Annotated in this window: 23 protein-coding genes; 19 read left to right on the top strand and 4 right to left on the bottom strand. The window is 20.9% G+C overall.

Annotated features, from left to right (window positions below; all coding sequences use genetic code 4):
• Positions 1-96 precede the first annotated feature (96 nt).
• The 14 genes from T397_RS04245 (at position 97) to T397_RS0102305 (ending at position 13,117) form a co-directional block, all read left to right on the top strand.
• Positions 97-1,335 (top strand): DUF5454 family protein, encoded by a 1,239-nt coding sequence (locus T397_RS04245; protein ID WP_052663081.1) that lies wholly within the window; start codon positions 97-99, stop codon positions 1,333-1,335.
• Positions 1,336-1,366: 31 nt separating this feature from the next.
• On the top strand, positions 1,367-1,555 hold the full coding sequence (gene rpsU / locus T397_RS0102245) for a 30S ribosomal protein S21 (RefSeq protein ID WP_027124045.1): 189 nt from the start codon (positions 1,367-1,369) through the stop codon (positions 1,553-1,555).
• 122 nt (positions 1,556-1,677) lie between these two features.
• Positions 1,678-3,681, top strand: a complete 2,004-nt coding sequence (locus T397_RS0102250; protein WP_027124046.1) for a cysteine peptidase family C39 domain-containing protein — start codon at positions 1,678-1,680, stop codon at positions 3,679-3,681.
• Positions 3,671-4,039 (top strand): hypothetical protein, encoded by a 369-nt coding sequence (locus T397_RS0102255; protein WP_027124047.1) that lies wholly within the window; start codon positions 3,671-3,673, stop codon positions 4,037-4,039. The genes T397_RS0102250 and T397_RS0102255 overlap by 11 nt, the downstream gene beginning before the upstream one ends.
• A gap of 2 nt (positions 4,040-4,041) precedes the next feature.
• Positions 4,042-4,530, top strand: a complete 489-nt coding sequence (ybeY, locus tag T397_RS0102260) for an rRNA maturation RNase YbeY (RefSeq protein WP_027124048.1) — start codon at positions 4,042-4,044, stop codon at positions 4,528-4,530.
• Positions 4,517-4,924 (top strand): diacylglycerol kinase, encoded by a 408-nt coding sequence (locus T397_RS0102265; protein ID WP_027124049.1) that lies wholly within the window; start codon positions 4,517-4,519, stop codon positions 4,922-4,924. Before ybeY ends, T397_RS0102265 begins: the two co-directional genes overlap by 14 nt.
• Before the next feature lie 3 nt (positions 4,925-4,927).
• Positions 4,928-5,839, top strand: a complete 912-nt coding sequence (gene era, locus T397_RS0102270) for a GTPase Era (protein ID WP_027124050.1) — start codon at positions 4,928-4,930, stop codon at positions 5,837-5,839.
• On the top strand, positions 5,827-6,546 hold the full coding sequence (locus T397_RS0102275; RefSeq protein ID WP_027124051.1) for a hypothetical protein: 720 nt from the start codon (positions 5,827-5,829) through the stop codon (positions 6,544-6,546). The genes era and T397_RS0102275 overlap by 13 nt, the downstream gene beginning before the upstream one ends.
• Before the next feature lie 41 nt (positions 6,547-6,587).
• Positions 6,588-7,958 (top strand): glycine--tRNA ligase, encoded by a 1,371-nt coding sequence (locus tag T397_RS0102280; RefSeq protein WP_027124052.1) that lies wholly within the window; start codon positions 6,588-6,590, stop codon positions 7,956-7,958.
• A 1-nt stretch (position 7,959) separates the two neighbouring features.
• Positions 7,960-9,873: a DNA primase gene (dnaG, locus tag T397_RS03955; protein WP_036448666.1), complete on the top strand. Its 1,914-nt coding sequence runs from the start codon at positions 7,960-7,962 to the stop codon at positions 9,871-9,873.
• Between the two features lie 81 nt (positions 9,874-9,954).
• Positions 9,955-11,577 carry an RNA polymerase sigma factor gene (locus T397_RS03960; RefSeq protein WP_052663082.1) on the top strand — a complete coding sequence of 541 codons (1,623 nt, stop codon included), beginning with the start codon at positions 9,955-9,957 and terminating at the stop codon, positions 11,575-11,577.
• On the top strand, positions 11,561-12,052 hold the full coding sequence (locus T397_RS03965) for a tRNA (adenine(22)-N(1))-methyltransferase TrmK (protein ID WP_036448669.1): 492 nt from the start codon (positions 11,561-11,563) through the stop codon (positions 12,050-12,052). Before T397_RS03960 ends, T397_RS03965 begins: the two co-directional genes overlap by 17 nt.
• 38 nt (positions 12,053-12,090) lie before the next feature.
• Positions 12,091-12,873, top strand: a complete 783-nt coding sequence (gene plsY / locus T397_RS0102300; protein ID WP_027124054.1) for a glycerol-3-phosphate 1-O-acyltransferase PlsY — start codon at positions 12,091-12,093, stop codon at positions 12,871-12,873.
• Positions 12,854-13,117 (top strand): NifU family protein, encoded by a 264-nt coding sequence (locus T397_RS0102305; protein WP_052663095.1) that lies wholly within the window; start codon positions 12,854-12,856, stop codon positions 13,115-13,117. Before plsY ends, T397_RS0102305 begins: the two co-directional genes overlap by 20 nt.
• Before the next feature lie 2 nt (positions 13,118-13,119).
• Here the strand turns inward: T397_RS0102305 and T397_RS03970 are convergent, their stop codons facing one another.
• Positions 13,120-15,105 carry an MPN338 family protein gene (locus tag T397_RS03970; protein WP_052663083.1) on the bottom strand — a complete coding sequence of 662 codons (1,986 nt, stop codon included), beginning with the start codon at positions 15,103-15,105 and terminating at the stop codon, positions 13,120-13,122.
• A 33-nt stretch (positions 15,106-15,138) separates the two neighbouring features.
• Entirely contained in the window at positions 15,139-17,112 is a 1,974-nt protein-coding gene (locus tag T397_RS0102315; RefSeq protein ID WP_027124056.1) for an MPN337 family protein, read from the bottom strand.
• A 135-nt stretch (positions 17,113-17,247) separates the two neighbouring features.
• On the opposite strand from T397_RS0102315, the gene T397_RS0102320 reads away from it, so the two are divergent.
• The 5 genes from T397_RS0102320 to T397_RS0102340 all read left to right on the top strand — a co-directional run bounded on the left by T397_RS0102320 (position 17,248) and on the right by T397_RS0102340 (position 22,552).
• Entirely contained in the window at positions 17,248-18,216 is a 969-nt protein-coding gene (locus T397_RS0102320) for a glycosyltransferase family 2 protein (RefSeq protein ID WP_027124057.1), read from the top strand.
• A 358-nt stretch (positions 18,217-18,574) separates the two neighbouring features.
• Positions 18,575-18,907, top strand: a complete 333-nt coding sequence (locus T397_RS04400; RefSeq protein ID WP_202898791.1) for a hypothetical protein — start codon at positions 18,575-18,577, stop codon at positions 18,905-18,907.
• A gap of 6 nt (positions 18,908-18,913) precedes the next feature.
• Complete coding sequence (locus T397_RS03975; protein ID WP_052663084.1) at positions 18,914-21,112, top strand: ATP-dependent helicase; 2,199 nt, start codon at positions 18,914-18,916, stop codon at positions 21,110-21,112.
• A gap of 1 nt (position 21,113) precedes the next feature.
• Complete coding sequence (locus tag T397_RS0102335) at positions 21,114-21,707, top strand: 5-formyltetrahydrofolate cyclo-ligase (protein ID WP_027124059.1); 594 nt, start codon at positions 21,114-21,116, stop codon at positions 21,705-21,707.
• A complete protein-coding gene (locus T397_RS0102340) occupies positions 21,707-22,552 on the top strand; it encodes a TIGR00282 family metallophosphoesterase (protein WP_027124060.1) in 846 nt (281 codons plus the stop codon). Before T397_RS0102335 ends, T397_RS0102340 begins: the two co-directional genes overlap by 1 nt.
• Position 22,553: 1 nt before the next feature.
• Here the strand turns inward: T397_RS0102340 and T397_RS0102345 are convergent, their stop codons facing one another.
• Together T397_RS0102345 and T397_RS0102350 are read right to left on the bottom strand one after the other, a co-directional pair.
• Positions 22,554-23,501 carry an ABC transporter ATP-binding protein gene (locus T397_RS0102345; RefSeq protein WP_027124061.1) on the bottom strand — a complete coding sequence of 316 codons (948 nt, stop codon included), beginning with the start codon at positions 23,499-23,501 and terminating at the stop codon, positions 22,554-22,556.
• 4 nt (positions 23,502-23,505) lie between these two features.
• Positions 23,506-23,757 (bottom strand): hypothetical protein, encoded by a 252-nt coding sequence (locus T397_RS0102350; RefSeq protein ID WP_027124062.1) that lies wholly within the window; start codon positions 23,755-23,757, stop codon positions 23,506-23,508.
• Positions 23,758-23,766 lie beyond the last annotated feature (9 nt).

Here is a 23,766-nt window from a genome sequence, read left to right on the forward strand (position 1 = left end):
AATTAATCAATGTATACAAGTCTTGTGTAAATTCAGTTTGTTATAAAAATTTAAAAAAACAAAAAAATAATTTGGTATTAAATGGTTATTTAGAAAATGAAAGATAAAAATAAAGATTTTATAAAAAATATAGGCTTACCTGAAGATTTTAGTCTAACTAGAGAAGCAAATTTAAAAAATAAAAGCAAATGAGAAGTTTTTTTAGATGGTTATAAAAATCACTATAAAACTGATTTTTCTTGACATGAATACATAAAAAAATGCAAACTTTATTATGGCGAATTTAATATTAAAAGTTTTATTGAATCTTATGGTCCAGAATGTGAAGCAGATTTTAAAAAGTTTCGTGGTGAAGTTTTAGAAAAAAAAGGAATAATCAAAAAATCTCCATATGAAAATGGAATTATTAATGGTGTAGAATTTGATGAAAAAATTCTTGAATTAATGGTTAATGGCGATAATTTAAGAACAAGAATGTTGATAAGTTTTTTAAACCCACAAACACGTGAAGAAAAAAAACGTTTAAAAAAATCATGAAAAAAAGCTAAAAAACAAAAACAAACTAAATCAGAATGGATGAAGACATATGTAGGTATTCCATTTAAACCTAATGAATTAGATCCATTAGATACAAAATATACTCGTGATGAAATTTTCGAAATGATTCGTGATGCTAAAAAACGCTTAAATGAATTAAAATTTCAAAGAAATAATCTAAATACTAGAAAAATGAATCTAGATATTGAAACCCCAAGTAAATCTGTTAGTGTTTCAAATATAAGCGAATTAGAGCAATTAAATAAAGGAATTAATGATCTTAGTGTTTTCCAACCGACAATAAAATTTGATGCACTAACATCAAACAATACAAAAGATATTCGAGAAGAATTCGATATTTCTTTACCAAGTAAAAATTCAAAAACATCAATTTTTAAAAATTTTGAAGATGAAGATGAATCACCAATTATTATTCAAAAAGCAACTGAACCAATAAATATTGATGATAAAAATATTGATAAATCAATTGATGAAAATTTAGAAATTGTTAAAGTTACTCATGAATTAAAAGATAATGAATCAGTTATTAAAATTGATGAAGAAACAAATAAGAATAATTTACTTAATAATGTAGAAAATATTGATGATATTTTAACTATTGAAAAATCTTTTAGCGAACAATTGCAATCTGTTAAAGAAGATAATGCTAAAATAACTCAAGAATTACAAAAAGTAAATCAAATTAAATTAGAAGAAGAAAAAAAATATGAAATGCTTCGTAAACAACGTGAAGAATTAACACGCAAAATATTAGAAAATGAAAATCTATTAAAATAGATTTTTAAAATTTGTGAAAGGGGGTGATGATATGCCTAAAATTAAAGTAGTTAATAATGATCTTGAAGGTGCATTACGTAAATTTAAGAGAATAGCAAGTGAAACAAAAAGAGCTGCTATGCGTCATGAATATCACTTACGCCCCGGACTAAGAAAAAGAGAAAAACAAAAACTAGTTCAAAAAAGAATTCAAAAAAAACAACGAAGAAATCATAATTAAAAAGTTATTTAATCATATTCAACTTTGAATATGATTTTTTTTTTTTTTTGTATAAACTAACAATTTAAATTTTTGTAATTTCTTCATTTTTTACTCACTTTATTATATTAGAGGAGCGAAAAATGGAAATTCTTTATCAAGAAAAAGAAAATGAATGTGGCATTTGTGTTATTGGGATGTTAGCAAATGAAATTAATGAACTTAATTTAGATCGAAGTGATATTTTAAAACATGCAAAGTTATCAACCGAAGGAATAACCTTATTAGATTTAGAAGAATTAGGTATTAAATTTGGATTACAAATTGAAAGTTATGAATGTGAATTTTCGGAGTTAAAAGAATTAAATAACAATGAATGATATATTGCTTTAATTAAAAAATATAACGGTTTTCATTATGTTGTTTTTCAGCCAAATAAAAAAGGATTCCATATTTTCGATTCAGACAAAGGTAAATATTTTTTAGAACCAAAAGAATTTCAAGCACAATTTGCTAATTTAATTTGTACAGTTCAATCTTCAAAATTTAATTTTAATAAATTGTTAAAAAATAAAAATATTAATTGAACATATTTTTTATCTTTAAAAGCAATTGGAATATGTTTAGTTTTAGAATTAATTTTAATTTCAATAGGTATTTTATTAACACAATTTTTAAAAATTTTAATTGAAAATACAATTGGTTTTGGGACTACATATAATTTGCTAATTATTATTGTTCCTTTCGTTATTATAAAAGTTATTGAACAAATAACTGAATATTTAGTAAATTTAATAAAATCTAACAATGAAAAAGAAGGTTATAAAAGTTTATGAAACCATTTATTAACTTTTTTAAACAAACATCCATTTAAATTTTATGAACAAAATTTTTTTGGAACAATTTTTGAAATTGATATACATATCAAAAATATAATTAATTTTTTTACAATAAAAATTCCTAGTTATATAAATTCCATCATTTTAGGAATAATAACTTTCAGTATTTTAGCAAGTACAAATATATTTTTTATTTTAATAAGTTTTATTCAAATAATTGTTGGTTCGATAATAATAACAATTAAATATTTTTTGCATAAACATCAATATCGAAAATCAATTATGTTTTTGCAAAATCAAAATAACTATTTATCTAAATTAAATAATTTATTAATAAATGAAAATATTTATTTTGATTACGAACATATTGCAAAATTATTGAAAAATAATTTATCTATAAATGCTAAACATAACCAAAATATTTTTTTAGATGTAACAACTATTGATAACATATTAGAATTTACAAAATTTATTTTTTGAATTTTGATACTTGCAATAGGGATAAATTTAATTGTTGAAAACAATTCAATTAACATCAGTGAATTAATGTACATTTTAAGCATTCAAGCTTTATTAGTAAATAATATTGATAATTTAATAAGTTTTAGTTTTACATTTTCATTATTTAAATCTTCTTCAAAGAAAATAAACGGTTATTTTGATATTGATAATGAAAATTTTGTAACAAAAGAAATTAATGAAATATTAAATATAAGTTTTAAAAATATAAAAATTGAAGATGGATCAAAATTAATTTTAGAAAATTGAAACGCTTACTTAAAAAATTTTAGTGTGTTGGTAGGAAAAAACGGATCAGGAAAATCATCATTACTTAAAGCATTAACTTCAAAATTAAAATTGTCTGATGGTGAGATAAAAATTAATAATATTCAAATTGATAAAATTGATAAAAACTGATTAATAAAAAATGTAATTTATATAGATGGAAATAAATGTTCTAATAATTTATTTTCAATTGAATATTTAATAAATTTTATAAATTTAAATGAATTAAACATAGAAACAAAAAAAATTATTAATGAAATTAATCTTTTCGAAACAAATCCTATTTACTATAGTAATGGTCAAATACAAGTCATAAAATTGTTATTTTTGCAAAACATAAAAAATAAAATAATTTTATTAGATGAACCATTGTCTGCAGTCAATAATTCTATTAAATTAAAAGTTTTTAACAATTTAATTAAATCGTTAATTAAAAATAATTTTGTAGTTCTAGTTGAACATGATTTAAATCTTATTAATGAAGCTAATGAAATAATAGAGGTAAAAAATAATGAAATTTAAAATATTTAGTTTAATTTTATTAATCAGTTTTTGCTTAATTACATTAATTATCTTAATATTTAATACACAAATTAAAATACATGCAATTTGTCAATTATATGTTAATAATAAAGAAACTATTTTAGTTTTGAATAACGATAAAATTATTAACGATATTAAAACTTTTAATTATTTTATTTTAATTGACAAAAATACTAAAAATAATATGAAATTTTACCCCAAGAAAAATTCTTTTATAAACAATGAAAATTTAATTTTATTACAATATAATCCAGAATATGAGCACAAAAATGGATGATATGAAGTTTTGCTTTTCATCAAATCTGAAACAATAGCAAAACATTATTTAGGTTTTTAATAATGATTAATAAAGTAATAAGTAAAAATATTCATATACCTAACATAAATGTTCAAATGTTATCATCAATAATAGATGAAACAATAAGTAAAATGTTTAAAATTAGACTAAATTTTTTTTATGAAGTTATCTTTTTATCCCCTAAACAAATGTTAAATTTAAATCAAAAAACTAGAAAACGCAATTATGTTGCCGATGTTATAACTATTTCTTTTTATGAAAACAAAATTAATAATAAAATAATTGAATCTAAAATATTAACTCCTATTTTAGGAGAAATTTATTTATGTCCTAACAAAATAAAAAATAATGCTAAAAAATATAATGTAACTTTTTTAAGTGAATTTTCTAGAATGTTTATTCATGGTATTTTACATTTATTAGATTTTGATCATGAAAAATCTGTTGCAGTTGAATATTTAACTTTAGAAATTCAAGATAAAATAAATAAAAAAGTTTTAAAAAAATATAAACAACATGAAAAAAATTAATTCAAATAAAAAATTTTCCAAACTTAATAAATCAAAATTTACACATGCTTTTCAAGGATTGGCATTTGCTATAAAAGAAGAAATTTCATTAGTCGTTCATATAATTATTGCAGTGATTGTTTTAATAATTTCAAGTATTTTACATGCTAAAATGCAATGAAGTGATTGAGCGATTATTGTTTTAGTAATAGGAATTGTAATAGCAATGGAATTAATCAATACAGCTATTGAAAATTTGGTAGATTTAGTTGCATTTAAATTTAATATAAACTCAAAAAAAATTAAAGATATTTCAGCTGCTGCAACTTTAATAATGTCAATAACAGCAATTGTTATTGGTTTATTAATTTTAATACCTAAAATAGCAGAATATTTTCAAGTTCCCACTAATTAAACAATGAAAAATTTTTATATTGCAATTATAGGTTGCGCAAATACAGGTAAATCAACTTTAATTAATCGATTATCTAATCAAAAAATATCTATTGTGTCTTCAATTCCCCAAACTACAAGAAATGCAATTCCATGCATAATAAAAAACGAGAATGCAAATTGATTGATTTACGATACACCTGGAATATTAAAAGCAAAAAACAAATTGGATTTATTTTTAATCAATGAATCTTTAAATCAAATTAAAAATTCTAATGTTATTATTTTTTTAGTAGATAGTTCAAAAAAATATAATGATGAAATTAAAACAATTTCTCAATGATTAAATAAGTTTGAAACTTCAAATAAAAAAACAATTTTAATTTTTTCTAAAATAGATTTAATAGATGAAAATGAAAGTAAATTTATAGAATTAAAAAATGAAGTTTTAAGCAAAATAAACAAAGTTGATAAAATTTTTTTAATGAATAATAAATCTGATGATTTAAATTTATTAATTGATGAAATAAATAATTCTGCTTCTTTAGATGAAAATATAAATATTCAAAATCATATTGATGAAAAATTACAAGATAATTTGTTAATTGTTGAATTAATAAGAGAACAAATAATTAAAAATACTTTCCAAGAAGTGCCGCACTCTTGTGCAGTAATAATTGATAATAAAAAATATGACGCAGTAAAAAATATTTTTCATATTTATTGTTCTATTGTTGTTGAAAAAGAAAGTCAAAAAGCAATAATTATTGGAAAAAATGCATCAAAAATTAAAAAAATTGGAATAGAAGCAAGGAAAGAAATTGAAAATATTTATGATTGCAAAATAAATTTAAAATTATTTTGCAAAGTTGAAAAAGATTGAAGAAATAATAATTATCTAATTAAAGATTTTGGCTACAAAAAATGGCAGAAATAATTACACAAGGATTCATAATTAATATTTTAGATTATCAAGTATTTGATCAAATAGTTGTTGTTTTATTAAACAATGGGCAAAAACACTCATTATTGTCTTTGGGTTCAAGAAAAATTAATTCTAAAAATGCAAGACATTTGTTAGTTGGAAACTATAATGATATTGAATTTTTTGGTTCAAGAATTAATGATAAAATGGGGAGATTAAAAAAAACTATAACAATTCAAGCTGTACCGTGAGAAATTTATGATTATAAAAGTTTTTGACTTTTAAATGAATATATTAATTCCATTGATAAAACAAATAAAAATTTGTTTAATTTTTATAAAGAAACTATTGAAATAATTAAAAAAAATAAATATAAAGATTTAGCCATTGTTATTTATATACTAGTGTTCATTGTTAAAAATAATGGTTTATTAATGAATTTGTGTAAATGTGCAATATGTGAATCAAAAAACATTTATGGTATTGAAACAATTAACTATTCTTGAATATGCAAAAAAGATTATTTATTAAATAATAATAATAATAATTTTGTTTTTACAAATAAAAAAATTGTAGGTATTTTGATTAAATTATTTTCAAATCAAAAAATTGATAGTAATTTATCAAAATATGACGTTTTAACAACCATTAAAATTTTAGTTGATGCAATTTATAAAATTGTTGGAATATCTTTTAAAACTTTAAGTAGTATTAATTAAATATATTAAAATATTTTATATTTTACACACGGATTATCAAAATGATAAATAATCAAGAAACAATAGTTAATTATTTAAAAAAATATGGTTTTGTTTACCAAAATTCTGAAATTTACAATGGATTATCTAATGCTTGAGATTATGGTCCATTAGGTTCTTTATTAAAAAACAATATAAAACAAGAATTACTAAATTATTTTATATTTTCAGAACCTAATATGACAATATTAGATAGTTCAATTTTATTGAATTCAGATGTTTGAAAAGCATCGGGACATTTGGATAATTTTTCAGATCCTTTAATAGATTGTAAAAATTGTAAAAATCGTTTTAGAGCAGATAAATTATTAGAAGAAAAAGGTATTAAAATATCAGAAAATATTGAAAATAATGTAATTGATGAATTAATTTTAAAGAATAAAATTAACTGTTTGAAATGTAATAAAAATGAATGAACAAAAGTCAGAAAATTTAATTTAATGTTTAAAACTTTTAAAGGTGTAACTGAAGATAATTTAAATACTTTATATTTGCGACCAGAAACTGCTCAAGGTATTTTTATAAATTTTAAAAATATTTTAAGAACTCAAAGAATGCAACTTCCTTTCGGGGTAGGGCAAATAGGTAAAGCATTTAGAAATGAAATAACTCCAGGAAATTTTATTTTTAGAACACGCGAGTTTGAACAAATGGAAATAGAATATTTTACTAATCAAAAAAATGCAATAAATGATTTTGAAATTTTTAAAAATAAAATATTCGAATTTTTAACAAATAACTTAAACATAGATAAAGATAACTTAAAAATTGTAGAACACAAAAAAGATGAATTGGCTCATTATTCAAAAAAAACAATAGATTTTGAATTTAATTTTCCTCATGGATTTGGTGAGTTATGAGGATTAGCTCACAGGGGCACTTATGATTTAGGTGCTCATGAAAAATTTTCTAAAAAAAATCTTAAATATTTTGATTCTCATGAAAATAAGGAATTTTTACCAGATGTCATTGAACCTTCTGTAGGAATTGAAAGATTATTTTACGCAATAATATGTAATTCCTATGTTGTAGAAAAAATTAATGATAATGATGAACGTGAATTATTAAGAATTCCAAATAAATTAGCACCATATAAAGTTGCTATTTTACCCTTAACGAATAAATTAAATGATTATGCTAAAAAAATATATTTAGATTTGTTAAAATCAGGAATTTATTGTGTTTTTGATACAAGCGGTAGTATTGGTAAAAGATATAGAAGAATGGATGCAATTGGTACTCCATATTGTATAACAATTGATTTTGAAACAATTGAAAATAATTTAGCAACAATTAGATATCGTGACACTATGAAACAAGATAAAATTTCATTAACAAACCTTTATGAACAATTAAAGAAAATTATTGATTAATATGTTTGAAAAAAGAAACAACGAAATCATTGAATTAAAAAAGAAAATTGATATTGTTCAAGTTATTGGACAATATTTAACTTTAAATAAAAAAGGTAATAATTATTGAGCAATTTGTCCTTTCCATTCGGACACTAAACCTTCATTATCTATCTCATCTTCCAAACAATTATTTAACTGTTTTTCGTGTAATACAAAAGGTGATGTTTTTAATTTTATTCAATTTTATAAAAATATTTCATATTCAAAAGCTATTATAGATGTTTGTGATTCATTAAATATCAAAAATGACATCCTTAATGAATTTAAAAATAAAAACATTTATGATCAAGAAAAAGAAAAGTATTATCAAATTAATTCTTTAGCTTCAAATTTTTTTAAATTGAGTTTATCAAATATTAATGCAAATGAAGCTAATCAATATTTAAAATCAAGAAAAATAACAAAAAATTTATTAGATTATTTTGATGTTGGATGTGCATTAAATAAAAATGATGATTTGTTAAATGCATTGCTTGAAATAAGCAATGAAAATTTATCTATAAACATGACGGATTTAAAAAATGTAGGATTAGCTGTAAAAAGTAAAGAAAAAACTAATTTTTTTATAAATAGAATTATTTTCCCTATTCATGATGAATATGACAATATTGTTGCTTTTTCGGGGAGAGCATTTTTAAATAATAGCGATGTTGCTAAATACAAAAATACTGAAACAACAAAAATATTTAAAAAAGATCAAGTTTTATATAACTATAATCGTGTTAAAAAAAATAACGATTACAAATATTTATTTTTATGTGAAGGTTTTATGGATGTTATCGCTTTGCATTCTATTGATATTTCCAATGCCGTTGCTTTAATGGGATTAAATTTAAGCGATTATCACATTGAATTATTAAAAAAATTAAAAAATATTGAAGAAATTGTCATATCTTTAGATAACGATCAACCTGGAAAAGATGCAACAATAGTTTGTGCACAAAAATTATTAAGTAACAATTTTAAAGTTTCAATTTTTATATATCCTGATAACAACGATAGCAAAGATTTAGATGAATTAATTAACAAAAGTGATTTTAAACTAACTGATATAATTAATGCAAAAAAAGATTATTTTGAATATTTAATTTTAGAAACTAAAAAAAAATTAAATCAAAATTTATCAATTAATGATTTAACTAATTCTGTAGAAAAAATACTTATTGAAATTAAAACATATGCAAATCAAATAACGTGAAATAAATATATTGATTTAATATCAAAAACATTTGATTTATCAGCAAATGATTTACAAGCTAAATTCAATCAAATTAAAATTAAAAATAACTTTCAAAAAACTTTTGATAATGAAAATTATGTTACTTCTAAAAGAAATATTAACGAAAATATTTTATTAACAAGAATAAAGGAAGATTGCATAAAATATAAAGAAAAAATTATTAATCTTGAAGTTAATTTAATAACAACATTTTTTTTACATAAAAAAGCATTAATTGAATTCAATAATTTAATTTTTATTAAAAATACACATCTTTTTTTTCAAACAATTTGCCTAAAATTAAGTAATTTGTATACATTTAAAAATAAAATTACATATGATGAATTTTTGAAAATACTTGAAGAAATTGAAAAAAATGAAACTCAAAAAGATTATTTAATTTTTAAAGAACGTTTACTAAAAGAAATAAATTATGAAAAAATATTTGCAAATTTCGGTTTCAACAATATTAAAAAAACTATTATAGATTTACACACTGCTATAAATTTATACAGTATATCTTATAGATACTTAGTTAATTTTTATGAAAATAAAAATGATTCAAATTCATATAATGAACATATAGATTCATTAAACAAAATTAATAAAAAAAACAAAGAATTTTATGAAAAAATCATGAAATTTAACAAATAGATATTGTTAAATTATGTTAAAATAATAATCTTAATAAATATTAAAAACTAATTCTTTAAAAAATAGATAAATCAATAAAACATGGCAAAAAAACAAACTAAAAAAAATATTGTAGCGAAAAAAAATGTTAATTCAAACAAAAAAACAATAAAAAGTAAAAACATTAATGGATTATCAAAAACAAAACAAATAAAACAAAAACAAACAAAAAAAATAGAACCAAATATAGATCAACAACATAATGTTGTTAATTCTGAGCCAAAACAAATAATTAGTAGATTTAATTCTAAAACTAAATCTATTTTGCCAAGTACAATAAATGATAGAAAAGAACTTTTAACTATTGTGCCTCGCAAAGAAATTCTTATAAATCGTATTTCAAAAAAACAAAATCTAAAACCTGTATCTAATAAAATAAACAAAGATAAAGAAATCATTGTTGAAAAAAAACGTCGCGGAAGAAAACCAAAACATGCGCCAAATAATGAACGAAATGAAATTATCTTTACAGATATTTTAGAAGTAAATTCAAAAAATAGAAATTATGATGGTGAAGTAAAAAATATAATTAAACAACTTCAGACGAAAGCAAAACAAAAAAGACGTAAACAACCTTATATGTCTAATGAAGAAATAATAAAAAATATTAAATCTCATGAATTTACAGAAGAAGAAAAAACATACATTTTAGATAAATTAAGAGATTCAGGAATTAAATTAGATGATAATGTAGAAGAATATTTAAGTGATTTTAGCCAAAATCAAGATTTAAGTGAAATTGATGATAATATTGAAGAATTAACAATTAAGGGTACTAGTACTAAAGATAAAGTTGAAGATAATGTTAGATCTTTTTTAGCAACATTAGGTTCTTCAAAAATGTTAACTTTTGAAGAAGAAATTAGAATTGCAAAATTACTTGGTAGTAATGATGAAGAAACAAGAAGATATGCTATAAATCAATTTGTTACTTCAAATTTAAGATTGGTTACTTCAATTGCTAAAAAATATTTAAATCGTGGTTTAGATTTTATTGATTTAATTCAAGAAGGATCAATAGGATTAATTAAAGCAATTAGTAAGTTTAATTACAAATTAGGTAATAAATTTTCTACATATGCAACATGATGAATTCGTCAAGCTATAACACGGGCTATATCAGATCAAGCAAGAACTATAAGAATTCCAGTTCATATGGTTGAAACTATAAATAAATTAACAAAAGTTGAAAGAAATTTAACTCAAACATTAGGTAGAGAACCTACAATAGAAGAATTAGCTGAAGAAATGGGTGGACAAGTAAATGGTTTTACACCTAGAAAAATAATTGAAATTCGAAAATTAAATATTGATCCAGTTTCATTAGATAAACCAGTGGGTCATGATGAAGAATCACAATTTATAGATTTTGTTAAAGATAAAGATATAGATAGACCAGACCAATATACTAATAAAAAATTAGTTGTTGAGCATATAAATGAATTATTCAACAATACATTATCTAAAAAAGAAGAACAAATCATTAGAATGAGATATGGTTTAGCGCCTTTCAAAGGTCCAATGACTTTAGAAGAAGTAGGAAATAAATTTAAAGTAACAAGAGAAAGAATAAGACAAATTGAGGCTAAAGCCTTAAGAAAATTAAAGCATCCTTCAAAAAACACAAAATTAAAATCTTTTTTAGACAATGAGCAAAAAGATTAATTTTATTTGTGAACTAATTCCAAAAATTGAGCATAATTTAATAATAGATGTTGGATGTGACCATGGATACTTATCAATAAAATTAATTGAAAATAAACAGTCAAAATTAGTTATCAACATTGATAATAAAAAAGAACCATTAAACAATGCAATTCAAAATGTAATTAGACATAATTATCAAACTCAAATTATTAATATTCTTAATGATGGATTAAAAAATTTAAATCAAAAAATAAATTTTTGTATCCCTAATCCAAATTACATTGTTATTGCTGGAATTGGTACTAATGCAATAATAAAAATACTACAAAATGATAATTTTAGCATTAAAGAAACGAATTTTATTTTGCAATCTGAAGGAAACATTAATCAATTAAAAAATTATTTAAAAACAAATAATTTCGAAATTAAAAATGAAATAAATAAAATTATTAAAGAACGAAATTTTAATTTTATTTTAATGAAAAAATTATAATTAATTAAATTTTAAAAGAATATTTATTAAAAATATTTATGTCAAGTGAATTAGCTATTTTTATATTAATTTTTGTTTCAATAATTTTTGGTTATTTAATTGGATCAATTATGACATCAGATATTATTGGTCATATTATCAAAAATAGCGCAAGATTGCATTGAAGCAAAAATCCTGGAACAACTAATTCAATAAGAGTTTATGGCAAAAAGATAGGAATTATTGTAGGTGTAGGTGATATTGCCAAAAGCTTTATTGCTTTTCTAATTTGTTGAAGTATCTTCGAATACGGTTTAAAACAATTTATAAATGAAGACATGAATAAAAAAGTATTTTATTTTGTTTACTTATCAAATTTCTTTGCTATTATCGGGCATTGTTGACCAATATTTTTTAAATTTAAGGGTGGGAAAGCAGCAGCACCTACAGCTGGGTTTTTAATATCAATTTCCTTTTGGTGATTATTAATAATAACAATTGTTTGAGTTTTAGTTTTAGTTAAAACTAAATATGTTTCATTAGCTTCACTAATTTGCGCATCATTATTGCCAATAATAAATTTAATAAATTATATTGATTACTTAAATTTCTTTTCATTTGGTCAAGAATTTTGAATAGAAAAATCAGCAAATGATGTTAACATAGGTGGATATTTAACTTATAGTAATTATTGACATGTAATACTTTTTTTAGAAATAAATAATATATTAATAGCAATTATTATGTTTTGAAAACATCGTGAAAATATTGTTAGATTAATTAATAAAAATGAAAATAAAATCGGACAAAATAAAAAAACAAATGAAAAAAAAGAAAACTAATCGTGAAATTATTTCAAATGTAAAAGATGTATTAGATAATATTAGGTTTTATATTCAAAAAGATGGCGGAGATCTTAAATTTGTTAGTTACAAAAATGGAGTTGTAACAATTGAACTTTTAGGAGCGTGCGTTGGTTGTGCATTAATAGATATAACTTATAAAGAAGGTGTTGAAAATATTTTAAAGGATGAAGTTAAAGAAATTAAAAAATTAATAATAATAGATCCTAGCAATAAAAAATAAATTTATTTCTTTTTTCGTTCTTTGTATGATTTAACAAAAAATATACTAACCATTGTAATTAAACTTATAGCCAAAAAAGTAGTAAATGATATTGCAGCAATATTAGTTGGGGTTAAACCAGAATTAATATCATTTACGGTTAAAACAGTAAATACCATTCCAAAAAAATTAATCAAACCTATTATTATTGCAACCATAAAAGCAATAACCATAGTTCTTCGCTCTATATCTTTTTTATTAATTGAATCTTGCTGCTTTAATTTGGCTATCAAAATATTTATAGAACTTTTTAAATTATTAGTTTCATCAATTTTTTTAACAATATTTTTAATTTCAGACAAACCATAAAATTCATCATATCAATCAAAAGATAAGTTTTCTAAAATTCTTATTTTTTCTTTATAAAAATTTGAATTTTTCTTAATTTCTATTTTATTAAAATCATATTCAATATCATTACGCATTCAAATTCTTGATTGAACATAAATCTCTGCTCAAAAATAATTTGAAAATAAAGGAACTGGTTCATTTTTAATGATTAATATTGAAGGAGATGATGTTAAATAAGTAATATAATTATTGTTTATTTCACAATGTGAATTTGTTATTTGATTTTTTAATGTATCGGATATGCTTTCACTATTTTTAATTTTTTCTATAACTCTTAATAATTGTTTATATTCTATAAAAAAAGATGTATTTGGATTTATTCCAAATAATTCTGGTGAAGTAATCAATAAATAATATAACTTCATATTAGAAGATTCTAATATTGTTTTTTTTGGTGAAACAAATGGATCTGAATCATTAATTTGAATTGTATTTATAGGTATAGTTGATCCAAAAGATTCATATTCATTATTGGTTTGATGTTCATAGATTGTATCTATAACATCTTGAAATTTTTTAATTTTTTTATACTTAGATTTAACATTTGTTTTATTGGATTTAAAATAATTTTGTTTTAAAAATTTAGCTAATTCAAAAAAATCAGTTTCTGGTTTTTGATTAGGATCTTCTTTTATTAAAGAAGGGCGATCCAAAATACTTAATATTAATTCTGGTTTTTCACTTGTAAAATATATTTTCAATTCTTCATACAATGATAAAGTAATCATTGTTGTTATAAGTATAGAAAAAAACAAATTATCACTTATTGATTTTTTCTGTTCTAAAGATAAATTTTCTTTAAAATCAAAGTATTTTTTATTTATTAATTTTGTTCAATTGTTTTTTAAATCATCAGTTGTGATATTTTTGAAATTCCAATTTGATTGTTGATTTTTATTATTTTTATTTAGTTTATTTAGTTGATTTTTATTATTAGAAAAAGTATATTCTTCTACAATTTCTAAAATGTTATTTAATGAAATAGGATATAGTTGTTTTGAAATATAATGTCTTATTAAATTTGACAAATAAATATTATCAACTATTAATGTTTCTGAAATTGAATTATTTTCAATAATTTTTTCATCTATTGATTGCAAAGAAAAACCACCAGATAAAATTTTATTTTCATCATCTAAATAAAATGAAAGTCTAATTTTTTTAATATATGAACTTAAATATGAATTTGAATTAGTTTCGATAATAAAATTGAATCTTCTTTCAGATAAATTATCAGAAACAATTTCTATATCTTTATCGCGCTCTACATTTTTAATATACATAGGTTCATTAAATTTATCATAACCTTGAATTTTAAATATATCGCATTCATAACTACCAGTTTTTGAAATTATTTTTTTTAATGCTAAATTTAGCATTAAATTAACTTTTTCTAATTTGGTTAAATTATCAAGTTCTATAAATTTTTTTAATTCATCATCATCTAATGTTTTTGTAATTTTTGGTAATATTTTATTTATAAGTTTTTTGTTAGATATTTGATTTAAACTATCAAAAAATTTTATATTAACATTATCTATATAAAAAGGAAAAAGATTTTCTATTTCAAATGATACTATTTTTTTGTTGTTGTTCATATTTTTTACCTATTCCAAAAAAAAAAAAAAAAATTATTTTTTTCTTCTTGTGTTATTTTTAAAAATGCTAAAAATTGCCAATATTATTATTCCCAATAAAACAAATGCAAAAATAGAACCTATGGTTATTATTGAAATATTAATTGGATCTTTCAAACTTTCAGATATTGTGGAATTCGAAACCGTTAATATCGAAAAAACAGTTGTGAAAAAATCTAAAACACCAAATATTGTTGCAACAAGAACACCTACTGATAAATAATTTCGTTCTTTATTTTTTCCGAATCGTTGATCATCTCGATTTAATTTTTTTATTAACAATGAAATTGAATCTTTTAAATTTAATTTTTGTTCCATTGTTTGAACAATTGATTTAATTGGTAGACCATAAAAATTATCATAAGAATCAATTTGTAAGTTATTCATTTCATAAATTAAATTTCTTAGTTTTCAAGGTTCTTTATTTTTTACTTTATCTAAAAGTTTATCAATTGTTACTGATTTTCATATTCTAGATTGAATATATGTTGTTGCTCATAAATAATTATTAGATAAATTAAAATTAGGATCTTGTAAAAAATCAATATCATAACTAGTTTTATCGTTTATTGGATTATTGTTTTTAATTATTAATGATGATAATGATGAATTTATAAATGTAATATAATCATAATTTTTTTCACAAATAATATCTTTAACTTGAATTTTTAAATTTTCATCTATTTCAGAATCATTAAAATTAATTGATGATGCTAGTTTTATAACCTCATTAAATGAAGAAAAATTTGTATTAGTTATCTCCATACCAAAAAGGTTGGAATACATAGTTAATAAAAAAAATAATTTTAATTCATCATTATTTAAAAAAATATCTGAATTTTCATTAATAAAAGGAATATCAGAATTTCGAATTATTTCATATGAAGGTATAGAATGTCACAATGAGTGATCTTCAAATTTAGAATAATCTAAAATAGCTTCAAATAACTCATTTGCAGTTTCCACTTCATCAATATTTATTTCAGGAAAATATGAATGCTTATTTTTTAAAAAAACTATCATGTTCATTAAATCTCTATCAGAATTACTATTTTCTTTAATGTTGTTAATTTCATTATAAGCATTAAATTTTTTTAATAATATTTCTGGTTTTGGATTTGTAAAATAACTCTTTATTTCATCATAAATAACAAGTATTATGGCTTGAAAAATAAAAATAGAATTAAATAAATCATCTTTGTAAAATTTACTATCTATGTTGTATGTTAAATCATTAAGAAATTTTTTACTAATGTAATCTTTCCAATTGTTTTTTAATTTTGATTCATATGATAATTTCGAATTGTTTTTAATAAATTTTAAATCTTCAAATAATTCTAACAAACCACCTATAGAAATTTTTTTAAATTCATTTTCTAAAAAATAACGATAAAGATTATTTAAAAATATTTTTTCTGATAATGTTTCTTTACTATTTGTTAATTCAGAATTTATTCCTTGATTTAATGAAAAAGCCCCTGATACAATTTTATTTTTGTCATCAATACAGAAAAAAATTTGAATTTGATCAACATATGAAAACAAATAAGAGTTAGGATTAATGTTTATTTGAAACATATAGCGTTTTTGTGATGATTTATCACCTAATATTTTTAAATCAGAATAATCTTTTTCTTCTGTTACATAAATAGGTACACCTCATTCGTTTCTTTGTTCAAATACAAATGCAGGATTATCTTTATCGCCCAATAAAGAATTAATTTTTACTACTATTTTATTTAATAAATTTTGGAATGTTTCATGATGACTTATTTTTTCAATATTTAAAAGTTCATCTATGTTAATTTTTTTTTGGTCTTTTTTTAAATCAGAAATTAATCGTTTATAAAAAAGATTATTCTTATATTTATAAGAATTTAAATCAAAAAAAATTTGATTTAAATTACTAATGTAAAAAGAATAAGTATTTCTAATTTTAAGTTCATTTAAAAAAGCAACATGTTTCATATTTATTGTGCCCTTAAACTTAAGTAAATTAACCAAATTATTTTACTATAATAAACATATTTAAATTTATAATTTAATACAATAATTAAATTATTAAATAAAATTAATGATTTTTACATATGCTTGGTGAAAACAGTGCCTAAAATATCCATAATTTATCATATTTACAAAAATGTTAAAAATTTAAAAACTTCATTAAATTCTATACTTCAACTTGATAATTTAGATGATTTAGAATTGATATTAATAAATGATAACGCTTCAGAAGATGTTATTGAAATTGTTAACAATTCTAAGATATTAAATTTAAAAAATATTAAGTATGTACATTTATCACAAAATTTAGGACATTCTTATTGCTATAACTTAGCTATAGATTTATGTAAAACAGATTATTTATTTTTTTGTGGATCTGAAACCAAATTACAAAATGATTTTATAAATAAAGTTGTTAAAAATATTGATTCTAATAAAGATACTGATATTTTAATATTTAGAAATAATTACGAAAGATACTTTTCAATTCAATCATCACTTGAAGAAAAAGAAATTGAAGTTTTTACTCAACTAAAACCAGAATTAGTTTATGAAATGGAATGAAATTTATCTAATAAAGTATTTCATAAAGATTTTCTAATAAAAAATAAAATTAAATTTATAGAGTTTCATTCATATTTAGCTTTATTTATATTAACTACTTTGTCCAAATTTAAAAAAATTGTTTATGTTAATGAAAGCATAGCTAAATTTACTATTGATTTAAAACCATCGCATAATTTGTATGATTATTTATTCCAAACACAAGAATTTTATTCAGTAGAAAAAAAATTAAATACATCAAATTTAAAAATCAAAAAAGCTTTAGAATTTTGAACTACTAAAATTTGTTTATATGATTTTATTAATTATGTAATAAATTCTGATATGAATGATAAAGAAAAAGAATTAGCTATAATTGCTGCATATAAATTAAATTTAAAACTTTATAATAATTTTTTTACAAATGAATATTTTAAATTGATAAAAGAAAAAAAATGAAAAGAATATTTTACTATGTTCAAACCAAAGCTAGTTTGAATTCAAAAAGAATTTAATACAAAATAATATGAAAATTAGAACGGAAATTGATAATCAAAGGATTTTGTATCCATTAGCAAAAATTTGAATCCGTTCATTAACTAGAACGATTGATAGTATTTTAACTATTAGTATTTGTGTTGGAATTTATTTTTTAATAAATATAAGCAATGAAATAAGTTATGGTGAAAAGATATTAATAATTTTTTGTCTTTCTTTTTTTGTTTTTTTCATTTATTATATTCTTATTGTTTTTTTTACTAAAGGCTCAACATTATTTAGGTGAATATTCAAAATAAAATTAATTGAGTTAATAAATAGAAAAAAGTATTTTTGACACCTAATTGTTCATGATTTATTTATTTGAATTTTTTACATATTAATTATGTTAATATTCTCAATAATAACAGCGTGCCAACCGATTGATAAACAACAAGTTTTTTTTAGTTCTTTATTTTCCACAAATGAAAATTCAAATTACATAGTTATAATTTTTAGAGTTTTATTGTCTATTGTAGGAATAATTTCTATAATTTTTTTTATTTATAATTGCGTAAATAATGGAAAACGCTCTATACAAGATTTAATGAGTTGAACAGCAATGATAAGTTTAAATAAAGGAACACCTGAGTCTCCAGTTAAAAATAGTGCACCATCAGAATGAAAAATTAAAGACAATAATTTGAATTTACCTGGAAATATTTATTTTAAAAAATAAAAAATTATGAATTTTGAAAATTGAAATTTAAACGATCAACAAAAAAAGATTATTTTTTCACCCAAAGACAAAAGCAGTTTAATAATTTCTGGTGCTGGCACGGGTAAAACTAAAGTATTAGTATATAGAATAATTTATTTAATAAATAAATATAGCGTCAATCCAAATAAAATTTTAGCTATAACATTTAGCAATAAGGCAAAAAATGAAATGCAAATTAGAATTCAAAAAGAATTAAATAATCAAATAGAATTACCATGAATTACAACATTTCATTCTTTGTGCTACAAAATTTTAAAAAATGAAATAAGTGTTTTAGAATATTCTAATAATTTTTCAATAATAGATGATGAAGATAAAAAATCCATATTTAATTATATTTATCAATCAAATGGATTAAGTAGAGAAACTTTAAAAATAGATAAAGCAATAAAATATATCGAATCTAGTAAATCTAAAAATATTAATATGAATGAATTTTTAGATAATTACAAAACATTTTATAACTTTTCATACGATCAATGTGAATTATTAAAATTTGTTTTTAAAAAATATAACGAATATTTGAAAGAACAAAATTACTTAGATTTTTCTGATTTATTAAATTTTACGTATAAAATTTTCAAAAACGATCCACAAATTCTTCATAAATGATCAAATAAATTTGATTATATTTTAATTGATGAATTTCAAGATACAGATGATATACAATACTATATAATATCTAAATTGGCCAAAAAAAATAATATATTTGCTGTTGGTGATCCGGATCAATCAATATATGGTTGAAGAGGTGCAAAACCTGAAAATATGGAAATTTTTAAAGATGATTTTCCTGAATCAGTAACATATTATCTTGAACAAAATTATCGCTCAACTCAAGAAATATTAAATGTTGCAAATGATGTAATATTAAATAATAAAGGCAAATTTACAAAAAAATTATATTCACTAAATAAAAAAGGTACCAAACCTCAATATTTTGAAGCCGCAAGTAGAGATTTAGAATCTACTTGAATTGTAAAAAAAATTAAGCAATTAATTAATGATAATCAAAGTTTAAAATATAATGAAATATCTATTTTGTATCGTTCTAATTTTTTAACTAGAAACATCGAACAATTTTTAATTGAAAATAAAATTCCGTATTTTATTTATGGTGGAACACGTTTTTATCAAAGAATGGAAATAAAAGATTTAATTGCTTATTTAAAAGTGATTAACAGTAATGATTCTTTATCAATTGCTAGAATACTAAATGTGCCATCTAGAAAAATTTCTGACAATTCAATTTTAAAACTTAGAGAATATTCTGAAAAACATAACATCACATTATATGATAGCTTAAAAGAAATCAATAACATAGATGGAATATTTAAACCCGCAATTAAGGGAATAATAAATTTTTGCGATATTATTGATTCTATTAGAGAAAAAATAAGAAATAAAAAAATTAAGATATCTGAAATTTTGAATTTAATTCTTAGTGAAACAAATTACGAAAAATTATACACTGATCCAAATGATAATGATAGATTAGAAAATATAAAAGAATTGTTAAACTCAATAAAAAATTATGAATTAAATAATCCTGAAGCTAACTTAAATGATTATTTAGAAAGTATTCAATTGTATACAACAAATGATGAAGAAAACAAAACTAATTCTGTACAATTAATGACAGTGCACTCTGCAAAGGGATTAGAATTTAAATGTGTTTTTATTTTAGGATTGGTTGAAAATATTTTTCCATCAATTAGATTGAGTAATAATGAATCAGTTACTGAGCACAAAATTCAAGAAGAAAGAAGAATCATGTATGTTGCTTTAACTAGAGCAAAAGATCAATTATTTTTATCTTCTTGAAACGGATTAGATTTTAATAATAATACACAAATTCCTTCTAGATTCATTAATGAAATTAATTTAGATAACATTGATGTTGTAAATTCATTTAATTTGAAAAAAATTTCTAACCTTGAAGATAATGATTGATTTAATTCAAAAGAAAAAAATAATTATCAAAATAAATATTATGATTATATTCCAGAATATATGCTTTATGAAGAAATACAACACAATAAATTTGGAAAAGGTATTGTTGTAAATATTAAAGAAAAAACTATAGTTGTTGCTTTTGGTTCAAAAATTGGTACGAAAGAATTAGTAAAAAATCACACATCTATTATTAGAAAGTCCGAATAAAATGAAAAATTATAAGTTAACCAATTTAGAATTAGAAAAAAATAATTTAATTAGAAAAGAAAAATATAAATTAAGAAATGAATTAAATCAAGAAGAATACAAGGCTTTAAACAATTCTATATACAAAAATTTTTTTAATTTCTTAAAGTGTAAAAATATTAAACATGTTTCAGCATATTGATCTACTGGAAATGAAGCAGACACAATTGAAATAATAACAGAATTATTTAATCAAAATATAGAAGTAAGTTTACCTCAAGTTGTTGGCAAAAAAAGAATGATTTTTAGACAAATTAAATCTTTAAATTTTGATTATGAATATTTTAAGAATATTAAACAACCAAATAAAGAAAATTTAAAAATAAAATCTAGTGTTATTGATTTAATTTTAGTTCCTTTACTTTCATACAATGATGATTATTACAGATTAGGTTATGGATTAGGTTATTATGATCGTTTTTTAAATAAAAATAGTAAAAATAATAAGCTTATAAAAATAGGTTTAGCATATCAATTTCAAAAAAACAATAGTTTTTTTATAAATAAATATGATAAAAAATTAGATTTCATCATAAATGAAAATGGGGTAATTTAATGAAAATTTTATTTTTTGGAGATATATTCGGCAAACCAGGTCGAGATGCAATAAAAAAAAATATATTTCAAATTAAAGAAGAACATAAAATTGATTTTACTATTGCAAATGCTGAAAATTGCACACATGGAAAAGGTTTAAGTTTAGATCATTATAATTACTTAGTGAAATTGGGAATTGATTTTTTTACTATGGGAAATCACACTTGAGCTAAAAATGATATTCGTGAAGTTTTAAAACAAAAAAATATAGTTAGACCTGCAAATTTAAATAATAAATTTGACTACTATAATGATGGTGTAGGGACCAAAACTATAATTATAAAAAATAAAAAAATAAGAATAACTAATATTTTAGGTGTAAGTGTTGCTGGAATGAATGATATTGTAACTAATTCATTTTATTGTTTAGATAACATTATCAAAAATGAAGAAAATAATCACCAAATTCATATTGTTGATTTACATGCAGAAACAACTAGTGAAAAAAATGCTTTTGGTGTTTATTTTGATGGAAAAGTTAGTGCAATTTTAGGAACACATACACATGTACCAACAAATGATTTAAGAATCTCTCCAAAAGGAACCATTTATATAACAGATGTTGGGATGTGCGGCCCGGGTTTCGGGAGTGTAATAGGTGCTAAAGCCGAAATGCCAATTAACAAATTTTTAAATCCTAAAAATAAATTTAAACTTGAAGTTTCAAATTTTGGTTGACAATTAAATGCTGTAGTTATGGAATTTGATGACTTAACAAATAAACCTATTTCATGCAAACAAATAAGAATAATAAATGATGATAAAGATTATTTAAATTGAGAATATCAAAAAAATAATAATTAATTTATTTTGTGTGCAATGAACCAATCTTTACATATTCTTCATATATTTCATCTAAAGAATGGCGATATTGAGCAAAATTAATTACATCAATGTCTTGATTAATAAAAAGTTTTAATATTAAAGATGCATTTTCGGCATTTAAATTTTCAATTATGTATTCTTTATTCAAATTATTTCAAATATAATTAATTTTATTATTTAAGAAAATGTTTTCTGCTTTTAATAAATCTTTATTAGCTACTTTAATTAAATATTTGTTATTAGAATTAATATATTTTTTTTGTATGTCTTCAATTTTGCCAGATAAAACAATTTTACCACCATCTAAAATAGTCAAACTATCAGCATAATTATTAACTTCACTTAGAATGTGAGTTGATACAAAAAAACTACTTCCTTCTTTTTGCAATTCTTTTAACAAATCAAAAAATTCTGTTCTAGCTCTAGGATCTAAATTAGCGGTAGGTTCATCCATAATAAGAAGTTTCGGATCAGTTAATAATGCTTGAATTAAAATTACTTTTTTCTTTTGGCCTGATGAAAATTTTTCTGGATTTTCATTTTTTAAACCTGTCATATGCATTTTATCTAACAATTTATTAATTTTACTTTCTGCTTCTAATTTGGACAAACCCATAATTCTTCCCAAAGACAAAAGGTATTCAAAAGTAGTAAAGTGTTTTGGAAATTTTGTGTATTCAGGAATATATCCAATTTTTGATTTAGATTCAGGTTTGATGTTAGAAATTCCATCAATTAAAATAGTTCCTTCTCTTTTGGTATAAGCACCAATTATACATTTAATAGTTGTTGTTTTACCAGCGCCATTCCCACCTATAAAAGCATGAAATTCACCAGGATAAACATTGAATGTTACATCTAAAATTGCCGGCTTCTTTTTTTTGCCAAATTTTTTGGTTAAATTTTTTACAGATAATATTGGTTGCATGATGTTATCTTATATCCTCGTGATAATAAATAAAACCAATTCCCACAAATAATGAAAATGAAATAACAATCATTAAAATAACAATAATTGTTGGGTCAACGATTGGCACAGTATTAACAACATAACTATATTTTATTTGACTTTGACTAAGTGGTATTAAACCTAATGAAGTTTTATAATTGTTATTTTTTGTATCATTAGTTAGTAAATTAGTTAAATAAATAACAGAATATTGATTTGTAAATATAATTTGCAAAGATGTTCC

This window comes from Mycoplasmoides pirum ATCC 25960 (assembly GCF_000685905.1).
Lineage (GTDB): Bacteria > Bacillota_I > Bacilli_A > Mycoplasmatales > Mycoplasmoidaceae > Mycoplasmoides > Mycoplasmoides pirum.